This is a genomic window from Rhodococcus sp. KBS0724 (assembly GCF_005938745.2).
Classification (GTDB): Bacteria; Actinomycetota; Actinomycetes; order Mycobacteriales; family Mycobacteriaceae; genus Rhodococcus_F.
In genome coordinates this window covers 4,501,377-4,515,705 of sequence record NZ_VCBX02000001.1, presented here as the reverse complement: position 1 = coordinate 4,515,705, position 14,329 = coordinate 4,501,377, and the positions used below count along the sequence as shown (strand labels likewise).

Below are 14,329 nucleotides of genomic sequence, written 5' to 3'. Positions count from 1 at the left end.
GTCAGCCGACCGGGACAGGCTCCTGGCCGGTCAAGGTCGGCGCGACGCTCCCGTTCGGCGCGGAGTTCTGCGGGGGCGTCGGCTCCGGTGACACGGACTCTGTCGGAGTGGGGGCCGTGGTTTCGGTTGCACCGGAACCGGCGTTTCCGCCTTCGCCCGGCCCGATTTCCGTTGGTCCGCTTGGTATCTGTGGCAGGTTTTCCGGCCACCACGACGGTGTATCCGGCAGCGTGATGCCGGGAAGAGTCGGCCGGACCGGGGTGGTGGTCGTGGTTGTCGGCGGAACGGTTGTCGTCGGTGTAGACGTGTTCGACGGCGGCGCCGGCGACAGCGTGAACTGATGTGTCTCGTACGGCTGAGTTCGATAGGGCTGTGTCACGTAAGGCTGGGGTTGGTAGGGGATCGTGCTGTGTTCAACCGTGGGCACCGGGTCGTTGGACGGGATGACTGTGGAACCGGTGGTCGGAACGACGTCGGTGGTGGTGTTCAACGTGGTTGATCCGGTGCCGACCGGCGAAATCGGTGTGTTGTCGCTTGGGACGAATTCCTTGGCGGCGTAACCCAATACGAGCCCGCCGACCACCAGTGCGCCGATCAATGCACCCGACGCTTTGGCGGCCGGGCGGCTACGCTCGGAAGTTTCCGCACCGGCCAACGGATACCGCAGCGACACCGCGGAGTCGGCAAGTAGTGCAGCGCCTTTCGCGGCAGCTGCTTCGGGCTCGTCGAACTCGACGACGGGGACTCGTGCGGCGTCGGCGATTGCGGTACGCACAGCGGGGATGTGGGCGCCCCCGCCGATGAGGACGATGGCCTCGACAGGTTGCGGCGCTGCGCTCAAGACGCTGCGGATCAGGGTGACGGCGCGCTCGAGATCTGCGGCGATGATGTCCTCGAACTCGACCCGCGTGATTGTCATGGGCCCACGTGGCAGGTCGATCGTGACACTGCGAGTGGTGGAAAGCTGTTCCTTGGCGACGTGGCAGCGCGACACTAGTAGTTCGGTGTCGGTGTGTCGGCCGAGGGGATGCGGATATTTGTCGGTGACAAACGCGACGAGGGCGCGGTCGATGCCGGCGCCGGCCAGAGCCTCGGTGCGCTCGGCGACGAGGACCTCGCCGCTGTGATCGATTACGGACACGCTCAGGCCGTTGTCGCCGAGGTCTATCTGCGCGGTGGTGCCGTAGCGCGCGGTCTTGCCGGTTTCGGCGAGATAGGCGTGCACTGCGGCGGGCTCGGGGATGAGCCGAACGAGGCTCGGCGATTTGGCGAGCGAGGATCGGATGCTCGCGAGCTGTTGGTCGGTCGAATACGTGACCCCGATGGATCGCGGCGTAGCGGCGCGGTCGGAGACCTGAGTGGTCATCAGCTTGATCGACGCGCGCACCAGATCGCCCACATTCGTGTTGACCTGATCGGCGGAGACGAATCGTGTTTCGGCCGGCAAACTGCCGGGTGTGGCGTCGGCGGAATCGGTATCGACCAGCGCGGAGTAGACGCCAGACGACCCCGTCGACATTCCCAGTGATGAACCCATCTTGCACCTCCTCGCAGGTGTTTCTGTGACGGCATATCAGTCGCCGTTACATGAACGTTACAGAACGATCGTCATGATTGCTCAGTGGTTTTCCGCAAGAAGGTGAACTTTTCGGACCGAAAGGGTGGTTTTACCAGCAGGATTGCCGAATATTGAATTATGCGGAAAAAAGTCGAATCTCGGTCGATGGATACGCGTCAACGTCGCCGATTGATCGCCGAGGCGTTACTGCGGCCGATGCTGACCGTCATCGCATTGGGAAGCGCGTATTTCCTGTTGCCGTGGACCGATGCGCATACCGGCAGGGCATTCGTTTTGCTGATCGGAGGAGGCGCCGCGGTCGTCGGGGTTGCCTCGTGGCAGATCAGTCGAATCCTGAAATCGGATGTCCCGTCGCTGCAGGCCGTCGAAGCCGTATCGGTGGTGATGCCGACGTACCTTCTACTCGTCTCGATCACGTACTTCGTCGTCGCCCGAGCCGACCCGGCCAGCTTCACCGAACCACTGTCGAGAATGGCAGCGCTCTACTTCTCGCTCTCGGTGTTCTCGACGGTGGGGTTCGGGGACATTGCCGCCCGAACCGATCCGGCCCGGGCATTGGTGTCACTTCAGATCGTCTGCAACCTGGTGCTGATCGGCTTCGGCGTCCGCTTTGTTGTTGCTGCCGTGTCCTGGTCGAAGAAACACAGGACACGACAGCAGAAGGCGGGTGACGCTACCGAATGACAGGAACCAGCAGCTCGACATTCTGATCGACGCCGGCTCCGGTCAGCTTGGGGTCGCGGTGAATGTCGTTGAACGACAACTCGCGATACAGCGACGCCAGGCCTTCCGGTGTCTTGTTGCTGTGATCGACCGAGTACGGGCTCTCGGCTTCGAAGAGCGTCGCGAGCAGCGAGACTGTGCCGTCGGCGTTGTCCGCGATCTCGATGATTCGGCCGAGTTGCGGGAAGTCGATGTGCGAGGCGGTATTGATCTCCCAGAATCCCTGCTCCGGCGTGGCGCCGGGCCTCGGGGTGATCTTGTTCTCGTGGGTGTGGCCGTTGACCCAGGCAAGAACATTCGGGAAGCGGTGTAGCAGATCGAGAAGCTGCGAACCTCGGAAGCGCGGCTCGAGGATGTTCTCGGGATCGGGGATGAGATTGTCCATCGTGTCGCTCGTGTGGTGACTGAACAATACGAAGTACATGTCACTGCGCGACTCGGTGACACGAGAGCCCGCTGCGTCGTAGTAAGTGCTGCTGCCGGCGCGAAGGGTGTCCTCGATCCAGCGGAACTGCGCGGCACCCAGCGAACCGTCGACAAAGCCGGCGCGGTTGGTGGAGTCCATGCTGATTCCGACGACGCCGGGAGCTATCTCGAACGAGTAGTAACCGATGCCGGTGTGATCGGCGTCCGGTGCAAATCCGTGACCGACCGGGCCCGGACCGGCGTGCGCCGGATCGAGGTGCGCCGCGATGAACTGCTTCGGAGTGAAGGGAGCACGTGCCGGGTCGGGGGTGACCTGTCGCGGCGGCGTCGTGAAGGCGGACAGAATGCCCGGAATCGCACTCGGATCGAACTTGGTGGCGATGTCGATCTGCTTGGCTTGCTCAGGTGAGCCCGGAACCTCGAACTTGAGCGATCCGGTGTACATGGCCTCGAGCGGCGGGATGCCACTGGGAACTGTGCCGGACACCGAATCGTCGTGGTTGCCGAACACGCAGTACCAGGGAGTGTCCAGGCCAGGGCTCGAGACAGGCGTGAAGGCGGCGCCGAAGAAATTGGGAATCTCGGGGAAGCCGGCCTTCTTGTACATGTCGAGCATCGGGGATTCAGGGTTCCAGTACAGATCCGCCCCGGAGTTCTGGACACCCTCGTAACGGTCCTTCGCGCCGGTGTTCGCGACGATCGTGCCGCCGTTGAGCGCCGTCAGGAACCAGTCGAGTTCGGCATGTTCCTTGTTGTCGGTGTTGTCGCCGGTGGTGACCACCGCGTCGAACGGTCGTGCCGTGTGCGGGCCGGATCCGATGGAATTGACAGCTCGGACAAGCGAAATCAGTCCGTGCGCAGTCAGGGTTTCCTGCGGGCGGAAAGCGGAACCGGTGATCTGGTGGACGTATTCGAAACGCATCGGCGACTGCGCGTCGAGGATGTGGACGTCGGTCAACTGCACAAAAGATGCCAAAGCGGTGCGACGGTCTTCGCGTCCGGACCTGGGTTCGGCGAGTTCGCCGCGCACGATGTTCGCCCAGCCGGGACCGGCTCCCAGTTTGCGGTAGCCGCTGCTGCCGATCGGCGTCGCGACTGCTTCGAGAGTGGTGCCCGCGCCCGAGGTGGGCAGGGGAGCGGCGCCGGCATATTGCAGTCCCCAAGGCTTGGCGCTCAGACCTACTGCGCCCACGGCGCCGAGTCCGGCAAAGGTCAGGAAACTACGGCGATTGATGTTCGTCACGAATGAACAATAGGTGAACAAATTGGACGTGGGTCTGATTTCGCTCAGGACGAAGAGAAAAAACGCGCCCAGTCCTTGAGGGTTGGCACTCTCACGTATAGAGTGCCAATTGGCGCTGATCGAGTTCCGGCACCCGCGACGACGGGACTGCAGTGACGCGCCGTAAACGTCAAACCCATCGCGTCTCGAGCAACCCTCGGGCGCACATACCCAAAGTGGAGGGCTCATCGTGGCGAGCGTCAACATCAAGCCGCTCGAGGACAAGATCCTCGTACAGGCCAACGAGGCTGAAACGACGACGGCTTCCGGCCTGGTCATTCCTGACACGGCCAAGGAAAAGCCCCAGGAGGGCACCGTTGTTGCAGTCGGCGAAGGCCGCGTCAACGAGCAGGGCAACCGCATCCCGGTCGACGTCAAGGAGGGTGACACGGTCATCTACTCCAAGTACGGCGGAACCGAGATCAAGTACGCCGGCCAGGAGTACCTGATTCTGTCGGCACGCGACGTGCTGGCTGTCGTCTCCAAGTAAGACACACGTGATCCGCCCCGGAGTCCACACAGGATCCCGGGGCGGAATGCGTTCACGCCCCGAAGATTCAGGAGCTGACAGAACAGATGTCCAAGCAAATTGCGTTCAACGAGACCGCGCGGCGTGCTCTCGAAGCAGGCGTCGACAAGCTCGCCGACGCCGTCAAGGTGACCTTGGGCCCGCGTGGACGCCACGTCGTGCTCGCCAAGGCCTTCGGCGGGCCCACCGTCACCAACGACGGTGTGAGCATCGCCCGTGAGATCGACCTCGAAGATCCCTTCGAGAACCTCGGCGCACAGCTCGTCAAGAGCGTCGCCACCAAGACCAACGATGTTGCCGGCGACGGCACCACCACCGCTACGGTCCTCGCTCAGGCGATCGTCCGCGGTGGCCTGAAGAACATCGCCGCCGGCGCAAACCCGATGGCACTCGGCGTCGGAATCAACGCTGCCGCAGACAAGGTTGTCGAGGCACTCATCGCCGCGGCCACCCCGGTCGAGGGCAAGAAGTCCATCGCTCAGGTTGCCACCGTCTCCTCGCGTGACGAGGAAATCGGCGAAATGGTCGGCGAAGCACTCACCCGCGTCGGCACCGACGGCGTTGTCACGGTCGAGGAATCCTCCACCGTTGCAACCGAACTCGTTGTCACCGAAGGTGTGCAGTTCGACAAGGGTTACCTCTCGCCCTACTTCGTCACCGACATCGATGCGCAGAAGGCAATCTACGAAGACGCACTGATCCTGCTCTTCCGCGAGAAGATCAGCTCACTGCCCGACTTCCTGCCGCTGCTCGAGAAGGTTGCCGAATCCGGCAAGCCGCTCTTGATCATCGCCGAAGACGTCGAGGGTGAAGTTCTCTCCACCCTGGTGGTCAACTCCATCCGCAAGACCATCAAGGCCGTCGCCGTGAAGGCACCGTTCTTCGGTGACCGTCGCAAGGCGTTCCTCGACGATCTGGCCGTTGTCACCGCAGGCACCGTCATCAACACCGACGTCGGACTCTCCCTCAAGGAAGCCGGACTCGACCTGCTCGGCAGCGCACGCCGCGTTGTCGTCACCAAGGACGAGACGGTCATCGTCGACGGCGCAGGCACGGCAGACGACATCGCGACCCGCGTTGCTCAGCTTCGCCGCGAAATCGAGAACACCGATTCCGACTGGGATCGCGAGAAGCTCGAAGAGCGTCTGGCAAAGCTGTCCGGCGGAGTTGCGGTCATCAAGGTCGGCGCAGCCACCGAGACCGACCTCAAGGAACGTAAGTTCCGCGTCGAAGACGCCGTCAACGCGGCCAAGGCTGCTGTTGCCGAGGGCATCGTCCCCGGCGGTGGATCTGCACTCGTTCAGGCCGGCGTCGAGCTCGCCGACAACCTCGGCTTCACCGGTGACGAAGCCACCGGAGTCGCAGTGGTCCGCGCAGCACTCAACGCGCCGCTGTTCTGGATCGCCTCCAACGCCGGCGTCGACGGTTCCGTCGTTGTCAGCAAGGTTGCAGATCTCCCCAAGGGCCACGGTTTTAACGCCGCGACCCTGACCTACGGCGACCTGCTCGCCGACGGCGTCATCGACCCCGTCAAGGTCACCCGCTCGGCAGTGGTCAACGCCGCTTCCGTTGCTCGGATGATCCTGACCACCGAGAGCGCTGTCGTCGAGAAGCCGACCGAAGAGGTAGCTGACACCGGACACGGTCACAGCCACTAGGCTTCACACACGAAAAAGATATCCCCCACCGAAAGTTGGTGGGGGATATCTTTTTTCAGTTGCAGCTCAGATTTCAGTTGCAGCTCACACCAGGGGAATGACCGCAAACGGCGGGCTGGTCGGCTGAGTCGAGCCTCCCGGAGGTTCGACCGTGAACGCCAACTTCGTGTTGGAACCGATACCGTCGAGGACAACCTGAGTGGTGGGTTTGACGTCGGCGGGGGCCATCGTGCCTGCCGGTGTCATGGTGGTTTCGTTCTCGACCAACCACATTTGGTAGACCTTGTCCGGGCTCGGAGGAGTCACGCCGTTCATCGTCAACACCGCAGCATCCTCGGAGGGCGAGAAGGCCGTCGTCGCGGTGCCGCCGCCAGGGACATCCAAAGTAGTGGTGTGCACGTCTGGCGCCGCCATGATCTCCGAAACGGTGTTCGGAGACGCAGGGTTGTCGTTGATCCGGCTGCCGATCCCGATTCCTCCGACCACGATCACCACCGCAGCAGCGGCAGCCAAAGCGACGGTCCACGGGCGTCGACGCTTGCGGCGACTGGCAAGGGAAACAGGCGGAGCCACTTCCGGGGTTTGAGGTATCTCGGCAATAGTGTCGAGCAACCGTCCACGAAGTCCTGGCGGAGGTTCGACCGCATCCAGAATGCTCAGCGCAGCCATCGTCTCGGCTGTGAGCCGGACCTGAGACCCGAATTCCGCGCGGGTGGCCGCGTCAGTGCCTTCCAGGAGAACGTCGACGGCCCGACGCTCGTCGGGGTCGAGGGCGTCGATCGCGTAGGGGTACGCCCAGCCGATCAGCTCTTCGTCCATCTCAGTTCACCCCCAGACATTTTCGCAACCGCAGCAGTCCGTCGCGGATTCGTGACTTTATCGTGGGAATCGCCACGCCGAGGTCTTCGGCTACTTCTCGGTACGTTCGCCCGCCGTAGTACGCCAGTGTCAATGCTTCTCGCTGGGTTGCCGTCACCGATTCCAAACAGTCGGTGACGGCGCGATGTTCGTCTTTGCGAGTGACTTCTTCGCTGACGACGTCGAATTCCGGTGTCGCATTCGTGGTGTCGTAGAGGGCTTGGCGATCGGTACTCGACTGCTCGGACCGCACCCGGTCCACAGCTCGTCGGTGTGCGAGGGTGAGGAGCCAGGACAGTGCCGACCCGCGTGCCGGATCGAACGTGTCCACGGTTTTCCAAGCTTGGAGATATACCTCTTGAACAGTTTCTTCGGAGAACCCCGGATCACGGAGAACTCGGAGCACCATCCCGTAGACCCGGGCGCTGGTCCGATCGTAGAACTCGGCGAATGCTGACTGATCGCCGCGAGCGATGCTCTCGAGTATCAGCGCAAGTTCGCGGGATTCCGTGGTCCGGGCGGTGCGGGCGGCAGAATTGTCGATCGGACAAGCGTCGGTGTTCTCTGGGGCCTCGTTCGGTTCACTCACGTCGCGTGGCTCACCCGCGCGGAGTAATCCCGCCCCGAAGGTTCGTCTTGTTTCATCGAGTACAACCGTAGCGTGCATGTCCGGTTCTTTTCTGTTGGCCCGCCGTAACCGCTGTGCGCCTTTGTTAACCGCCCGCGGTTGACAAAGGCGCACAGGAGAGGGGATTACTGCGGCATCAACACCGAATCGATGAGGTAGACGGTGGCATTTGCGGTCTTGACGCCACCACAGATGACGGTCGCGTCGTTGACCTTGATGTTGTCGCCCGACCCGGTGACGGTGACCGTTCCGCCCTCGGCGGTGGGGTGGGTGCCGTCGATATCGGCGGGCGCGATCTGACCGGGAACCACGTGGTAGGTGAGGATCTTCGTCAGCGTTGCGCTGTCGGTCTTGAGGCTGTCGATGGTGGCCGGATCGATTTTCGCGAATGCGGCGTCGACGGGAGCGAAGACGGTGAACTCACCACCGTTGAGCGTGTCGACCAGATTGACGTCCGGATTGAGCTGACCGGATACGGCAGCGGTCAGTGTGGTGAGGAGGGGATTGTTCGACGCCGCTGTCGCGACCGGGTCCTGAGCCATTCCGCTGACCGATCCGGCGCCCGTGGGCACTGCCGCTGCGTAGTCCGCACAACCTGCCCCGACCAGATCCGATGCGGGCTCTGCCATCGCACTGGTCGTCGACATCGACATGCTCGACGTTGTCGTCGCAGCGCTGGAGGTGTCAGCCGACGAATCATCGCTGTCGGAGGAACAACCGACAACGCCGACGAGTGCAAATGACGCTGCTGCCGTGACTGCCAGAACTCGAGAGGAGGTGTTCATGGGTCTGCCTTCCGTAAATGAAGTGCTGGTGTGCACGTTCCGTACAAGGCATTCGGAGGCGGCAGTGCGGTGGATGGGTCGAGATGCAAAAAGACCTCGAGACACGAGCTCGAGACACGAGAAAGCCCCCGAGTTCGTCGGGGGCTCTCTGGTCTCGGTCTGCAGGGGTAAGCAGGTCGTGCAGTGCTGTAGATGTTACGACGCCAGGCGGCCGTTTCGGCGGTGTCGTGCGTGCAGTTCGCGTTCGGTTTCCGACATCCCGCCCCAGATGCCGTACGGCTCCGAGACGGTCAGTGCGTGCGAGCGGCACTGAATCAGGACAGGGCACTGGTGGCACATTTCCTTGGCGCGTGTTTCGCGCTGCGCTCGGGCTCGTCCGCGTTCGCCGTCCGGGTGAAAGAACATCGAGGAGTCGACTCCGCGGCACAGTCCGTGCATCTGCCAGTCCCAGATGTCTGCGTTCGGCCCGGGAAGATGATTCGGTGCAGGCATGTTGACTCCTTACTGCAAGCTCGTCGTGATCAACGAGCGGACCAAGTAGCCCGAAGATTATCCGGGCTTTCTATCGTTCACGCTTGCTAACCGTAAGGGTGCTGAGTAAATCGCGTCAATAGCCTCGATGCGTGGCGAGCGGCATATCTCGCAAAGCAAGATTTAACGAGAGAAATATTTACATTTCGGCCAGCTCGTGTGTAAGCGATTCCCTTGGGACTAATTGACAGTGAGTAGTGATGTGTAAAGTCTTGCAGATATTTTTCGTCTGAAGTGGCAGATCAGGCAGAGTATTCGTATTATGGACAAAGAGGAATCGCTCGCGAATGTCTGTGATCGTCGGCGCCGTAGTGCGACTTTCGAATGACTGAATTGGGACTAAGTTCCCATATTGCACTTTGGACATTTGTCCAATAGGTAACCCGTAGTTAACCTAATGGATATGTATTCGTTAATATTCCGAGAAAATGCAATTTTCAATTTCAGTTGAACATTTGGTGAATGGCTGCGAAATCACAGGTGCCGCGTCATCATGCTCCCCTCGGAACCCTCTGCGGTTGAGGTCACTGCAATGATTTGACCGTGTCGATAACTCTTCAGTCCGTGGCATTCGGGGCAGAGCCCGGACGTGCACCGCTGTCCGCTCCGGCAACGATCGAGGATTGGTGGTTGACGGCCGTCGCACTCGGTGGCCAAGGGCGTTATGCGCAGGCGCGGGCGGCCTTGGATGTGGTGGATCGTCGCACCGCCGGCTTAGCCGGGGATGGTGACCGTGTTTATGCCTCGTTGTCCGCAAGTACGCGAGCGTCGTTCCTGCGGCAAACCGGCTGGCACAGGAAGGCGTCGTATGACGACGGGCGTGCTCTTGCCATTGTCGCCGGACACGGCGACTCTCCTGAGTCGGTCGCCGCCGTCTGTGACGCGTTGACCGGACTTGCAGCCGACGCACTCGGTCAGGGTCGTCTGGCGCTGGGATGGCGCCTGTTGGAGCTGTGCGTAGAGCGGATGCACCGGCCGGAAGGCCAGTCGGCGCAGCTGTGGCGTCAGTTGATCAGGCTCGAGTGGGTCTCGGCTGAACTTGCACTCGCCGGCGGTGATTTCACGCGGGCGCTGGGGCACGCCGAGCGCGCCGTCGAACTCGCCGCCGGTTGTGAATCGCTCAGGCACAGGGTCAAGTCGAACCTTCTGCGATGCGCCGCAATGACGGGTTTTGATCCGGGCCGGGCGGCAACGCTTGCACGTGAAGTGTTCGACGAGTGTCGTTCGTCCGGGTTGTTACCTCTGGCGTGGGCGTCCTCGATGCTGATCGAGGGTGTGAGCGGGATCGCCACGTCGCCGAATTCGGCCGAGTTGGGCGCTGCGGTTGCCGCGCGTGGGGGAGCATTCCGCGATATGTCACTGTGAGGTGTGCCACGTGGTAGCCGACAAGTTGTACACGTCGAAACATTGCGCCGGCTGGCCAGGCGTGCGCGGACCAGTCGGTCTGGATGGTTACTCTTATAGGGTTCCGCTGAGAGTGGAAGCACACCCGCTCGGGAAGTGCCACTGTAACGCCAGGATTTTCGCTGACGATGACAAATACGAGCGATGAGTTGGACTCCGCGGTCGCCGCTGCAGCGCAGGGCGACCGTACAGCTCTAGCTTTGGTTTTGGAAAACATTCGACCCATGGTGGTGCGCTATTGCCGTGGTCGGGTGGGTGCGGCGGAGAGAGGTCACCTGTCGGCCGACGACGTCGCGCAGGAGGTGTGTCTCGCCGTGATGACCGCGTTGCCGCGTTATCAAGATCAGGGACGTCCCTTCATGGCTTTTGTGTACGGCATTGCCGCACACAAGGTTGCTGACGCCCATCGAAGCTCCGCCCGTAACAAGTCGGAGCCCGTAGCCGAAGTACCGGATGTAATTGCACTTGACGATGGACCCGAGCAGCGAGCACTCGATTCGGAATCCAGTCGGCACATGCAGGAACTGCTCGGCACCTTGCCGGAGAAGCATCGAGAGATCTTGATTCTCCGGTTGGTTGTCGGACTGTCGGCTGAAGAAACGGCCGCCGCCGTCGGGAGTACCGCCGGAGCTGTACGAGTCGCCCAGCACAGGGCGATCGCGAAACTGAAAAAAGTAGTAACGAAAGCGGGTGAGAGCTATGGCTAGAGACGAGAATCGTGATTCTTCCGATCTCGATGACCTCACAGCCGGTCTCGCCGACGACGGTGCACCGGTGGATCTGGCTGCGGTTCGGCGCGACGACGCGCTGATCGAGGCAATTTCGCATGGTGGGCCGGTAGCAACCGATAGCACTGAGCAGTACGAACTGGCGTTGATCTTGTCGAAGTGGCGCGATGACGTCGTGTCGACTCCGATGCCGGAGGGTCCACTTCTCGACGATGTGATCGCAGCTATCGAATCGGCACCGCCCAGCATTGCCGATCGCGAACGCTCCCGTTCACGTCTTCGGCTGCTGCGTCCCGTTGCCGCTGCCGCAGCCGTCGCTGCGGTTGTGATCGGTGGCGGCTCGATGCTCACTTACGGTGCTGAACCGGGTGACGCACTGTGGGGCGTGAAGCAGGTTGTCTTCGCGGAAGAAGCAAATTCGACGGTCGCGAAGATCGACACCACGTCCGAGCTCGAGAAGGCTGAGCGGCTGTTGGCTGCCGGAGACATTCCCGAAGCGAAGAAGGTTCTCGACAACGCGGCTCAACGTGCCGGTGCTGTGAAGGATTCGCAGGCGAAGACAGATCTCGTCGAACGCTGGGGCAAGCTGATGACCCAGGTTCAGGAGACAACCACCCAGGCTGCTCCGCCGCCGTCGAGCACAACCGACGGAGTGACAACGTTCGAGCCCCCTCTGGTTACCTCGATTCCTGTGTTGCCCGGCCCGACCTCGGATCTGGAGTTGCCTGGCACGGGTCCGACAACATCGACGCCCAATCCTGCGCTCGTGCCGCCGTCGTCAACCATCCCGAGTCCCTCGTCGAACCCGACGACAACAACAACGACAACCTTGCCGACGACAACTACCCCGTCGTCATCGAAGACGACGACTACGTCGCCGAATGTGAACACGCCGTCCTGAGCGTCGCGAGACCTGTTCGGCACCAACGTAAGTCAGTAGCAACGTCAATCAGCGAAATCAAAAACAGTGGGCCGGCAAGCGTCATGCTTGCCGGCCCACTGTTGTAGGTATGTGTCAGGCGTCGAATCCGTCGCCGTGCATCGCTTCGTTCATGGATGCGTCGGCGTATCCACGGCAGTAGTCCCACGTGACATATGCCTCAGGCATCGGATCGTAGGCAGGTTCGTGGGGCCGGACTGTGCCGTCGACGAGGAGTTGAAGCAGGTTTGCCCGCAACATGTCCCAATCGTGGTAGTGGTCCTGTTGGCAGTCTTCGCAGCACACCACGAGTCCGCGGATGCCACGATGAGCCAGGAGGGCCTCGTATACGGCCAGGTCAGCGAGATCTTCCTCGACCGCCTGCCGTTCTTGGGGGTCGAGTGGTTGACCCGGCTCGATGGCATCGAGAGCCGCGGAAGGGTCAGCGGGGTCGCCGGCAAAGGGATCTGGCGGCAGACCGGGAGGCAGTTGATCACGCACAGCACCACGGTACGCAGGTCAGGGGGGTCAGCGCCACTCGTTACGCGTACTTGCAGCGTGGGTGGGATGGTTCGGACCAATGTGCGGCCCGATACCATGGTGTTCAACGCCGGGAAAAGGTGCCAGGAATATCTTTCTGTGCAGGTGCCTTCTATCCGATATCCAGCTTTCGTAATCCGCTTCGAGGTGGCTGCTACAGCGGCTACCGAACAGGCGAATCTAGGTCCATGGAGGGTCCTGACCGCATGACTAGTTCTGCAGGGCATGTACACACCGGAGGAGACAACCCCAACAAGGTTGCGATGCTCGGGCTGACATATGACGACGTACTGCTGTTGCCTGCGGCGTCCGATGTCATTCCGAGTCAGGTTGATACGTCGAGTCAGCTGACCCGCGATATCCGTCTGCGAATCCCGTTGGTCAGTTCGGCGATGGACACGGTCACCGAGTCGCGGATGGCCATCGCTATGGCTCGCGCGGGCGGAATGGGCGTTCTGCACCGCAATTCGTCCGTCGAGGTTCAGGCCGGCCAGGTCGAGACCGTCAAGCGTTCGGAGGCCGGCATGGTCACCGATCCGGTGACGTGTAAGCCGTCGGACACGATGGGTGAGGTCGACGCGAAGTGCGCTCGCTTCCGTATCTCGGGTCTGCCGGTCACCGACGACGCCGGACAATTGGTCGGCATTGTCACGAACCGCGACATGCGTTTCGAGGTCGACCAGAATCGTCCGGTCGCCGAGATCATGACCAAGATGCCGCTGATCACCGCGCAGGAAGGCGTCACCGCTGACGTCGCGCTGGGTTTGCTTCGCCGCCACAAGATCGAGAAGCTCCCGATCGTCGACGGCAACGGCAAGCTCACCGGCCTGATCACGGTCAAGGACTTCGTCAAGACCGAGCAGCATCCGTTCGCAACCAAGGACCGCGACGGCCGGCTGCTGGTCGGTGCCGCTGTCGGTGCCGGAGATGAAGCCTGGGCGCGTGCCATGGCTCTCACTGATGCCGGTGTCGACGTTGTCGTCGTGGACAGCGCACACGGCCACAGCGCTGGTGTTCTGGACATGATTCGTCGCCTCAAGGCCGAAATCGGTGATCGTGTGCAGATCATCGGTGGCAATGTCGCAACCCGCGCGGGTGCTTTGGCGCTCGTCGAGGCAGGCGCAGACGCCGTCAAGGTCGGTGTCGGTCCCGGTTCCATTTGCACGACGCGTGTCATCGCCGGTGTCGGCGCCCCCCAGATCACGGCCATCCTCGAAGCGGTTGCCGCGTGCAAGCCGCTCGGTGTCCCCGTCATCGCCGACGGTGGTCTGCAGTTCTCCGGCGACATCGCCAAGGCGCTTGCTGCCGGTGCGTCGACGGCGATGCTCGGCTCGCTCCTCGCTGGTACGGCCGAATCGCCGGGTGAACTGATCCTGGTCGGCGGCAAGCAGTTCAAGAGCTATCGCGGTATGGGTTCACTGGGTGCGATGCAGTCGCGCGGTGAGGCCAAGTCGTACTCCAAGGATCGCTACTTCCAGGACGACGTTCTCTCCGAGGACAAGTTGGTTCCGGAGGGCATCGAGGGTCGTGTTCCGTTCCGCGGACCGCTCTCGCAGGTGACGCATCAGCTCACCGGCGGTTTGCGCGCGGCAATGGGTTACACGGGCTCTGCCACGATCGAGCATCTCCAGAACGCTCAGTTCGTTCAGATCACGGCTGCGGGACTCAAGGAAAGCCACCCGCACGACATCACGATGACGGTCGAAGCGCCCAATTACGCCGCCCGCTAAGTTCAGTTC

Annotated in this window: 14 protein-coding genes; 7 read left to right on the top strand and 7 right to left on the bottom strand. The window is 62.0% G+C overall.

Annotated elements, in window-relative coordinates:
- Window position 1: 1 nt before the first annotated feature.
- Window positions 2-1,537, bottom strand: a complete 1,536-nt coding sequence (locus FFI94_RS20840) for an Hsp70 family protein (protein WP_138869502.1) — start codon at window positions 1,535-1,537, stop codon at window positions 2-4.
- Between the two features lie 186 nt (window positions 1,538-1,723).
- On the opposite strand from FFI94_RS20840, the gene FFI94_RS20835 reads away from it, so the two are divergent.
- The gene (locus FFI94_RS20835) at window positions 1,724-2,263 is read left to right on the top strand and encodes a potassium channel family protein (RefSeq protein WP_260684225.1); all 540 of its coding nucleotides are present in this window, start codon (window positions 1,724-1,726) and stop codon (window positions 2,261-2,263) included.
- Here FFI94_RS20835 and FFI94_RS20830 read toward each other — a convergent pair.
- Window positions 2,253-3,971: a TIGR03767 family metallophosphoesterase gene (locus FFI94_RS20830; RefSeq protein ID WP_138869500.1), complete on the bottom strand. Its 1,719-nt coding sequence runs from the start codon at window positions 3,969-3,971 to the stop codon at window positions 2,253-2,255. The two genes, FFI94_RS20835 and FFI94_RS20830, sit on opposite strands and share 11 nt — an antisense overlap.
- A 229-nt stretch (window positions 3,972-4,200) precedes the next feature.
- Here FFI94_RS20830 and groES point away from each other — a divergent pair, with 229 nt between their 5' ends.
- The gene (groES, locus tag FFI94_RS20825; protein ID WP_003940763.1) at window positions 4,201-4,500 is read left to right on the top strand and encodes a co-chaperone GroES; all 300 of its coding nucleotides are present in this window, start codon (window positions 4,201-4,203) and stop codon (window positions 4,498-4,500) included.
- 86 nt (window positions 4,501-4,586) lie between these two features.
- The gene (gene groL, locus FFI94_RS20820; RefSeq protein WP_138869499.1) at window positions 4,587-6,197 is read left to right on the top strand and encodes a chaperonin GroEL; all 1,611 of its coding nucleotides are present in this window, start codon (window positions 4,587-4,589) and stop codon (window positions 6,195-6,197) included.
- Window positions 6,198-6,281: 84 nt separating this feature from the next.
- Here the strand turns inward: groL and FFI94_RS20815 are convergent, their stop codons facing one another.
- The 4 genes from FFI94_RS20815 to FFI94_RS20800 form a co-directional block, all read right to left on the bottom strand.
- Window positions 6,282-7,016, bottom strand: a complete 735-nt coding sequence (locus FFI94_RS20815; RefSeq protein ID WP_138869498.1) for an anti-sigma factor — start codon at window positions 7,014-7,016, stop codon at window positions 6,282-6,284.
- A gap of 1 nt (window position 7,017) precedes the next feature.
- Complete coding sequence (locus tag FFI94_RS20810) at window positions 7,018-7,722, bottom strand: sigma-70 family RNA polymerase sigma factor (RefSeq protein WP_138869497.1); 705 nt, start codon at window positions 7,720-7,722, stop codon at window positions 7,018-7,020.
- 86 nt (window positions 7,723-7,808) lie between these two features.
- Window positions 7,809-8,468, bottom strand: a complete 660-nt coding sequence (locus FFI94_RS20805; RefSeq protein WP_138869496.1) for a fasciclin domain-containing protein — start codon at window positions 8,466-8,468, stop codon at window positions 7,809-7,811.
- Window positions 8,469-8,663: 195 nt separating this feature from the next.
- Complete coding sequence (locus tag FFI94_RS20800) at window positions 8,664-8,960, bottom strand: WhiB family transcriptional regulator (RefSeq protein ID WP_138869495.1); 297 nt, start codon at window positions 8,958-8,960, stop codon at window positions 8,664-8,666.
- Between the two features lie 582 nt (window positions 8,961-9,542).
- Here FFI94_RS20800 and FFI94_RS20795 point away from each other — a divergent pair.
- The 3 genes from FFI94_RS20795 to FFI94_RS20785 all read left to right on the top strand — a co-directional run bounded on the left by FFI94_RS20795 (window position 9,543) and on the right by FFI94_RS20785 (window position 12,032).
- Complete coding sequence (locus FFI94_RS20795) at window positions 9,543-10,364, top strand: hypothetical protein (protein ID WP_260684224.1); 822 nt, start codon at window positions 9,543-9,545, stop codon at window positions 10,362-10,364.
- A gap of 167 nt (window positions 10,365-10,531) precedes the next feature.
- Window positions 10,532-11,110 carry a sigma-70 family RNA polymerase sigma factor gene (locus FFI94_RS20790; RefSeq protein WP_033231328.1) on the top strand — a complete coding sequence of 193 codons (579 nt, stop codon included), beginning with the start codon at window positions 10,532-10,534 and terminating at the stop codon, window positions 11,108-11,110.
- The gene (locus tag FFI94_RS20785; protein ID WP_138869494.1) at window positions 11,103-12,032 is read left to right on the top strand and encodes an anti-sigma-D factor RsdA; all 930 of its coding nucleotides are present in this window, start codon (window positions 11,103-11,105) and stop codon (window positions 12,030-12,032) included. Before FFI94_RS20790 ends, FFI94_RS20785 begins: the two co-directional genes overlap by 8 nt.
- Before the next feature lie 114 nt (window positions 12,033-12,146).
- Here the strand turns inward: FFI94_RS20785 and FFI94_RS20780 are convergent, their stop codons facing one another.
- The gene (locus FFI94_RS20780; RefSeq protein ID WP_033231326.1) at window positions 12,147-12,551 is read right to left on the bottom strand and encodes a DUF5319 domain-containing protein; all 405 of its coding nucleotides are present in this window, start codon (window positions 12,549-12,551) and stop codon (window positions 12,147-12,149) included.
- Between the two features lie 245 nt (window positions 12,552-12,796).
- On the opposite strand from FFI94_RS20780, the gene guaB reads away from it, so the two are divergent.
- Entirely contained in the window at window positions 12,797-14,320 is a 1,524-nt protein-coding gene (gene guaB, locus FFI94_RS20775) for an IMP dehydrogenase (protein WP_138869493.1), read from the top strand.
- Window positions 14,321-14,329 lie beyond the last annotated feature (9 nt).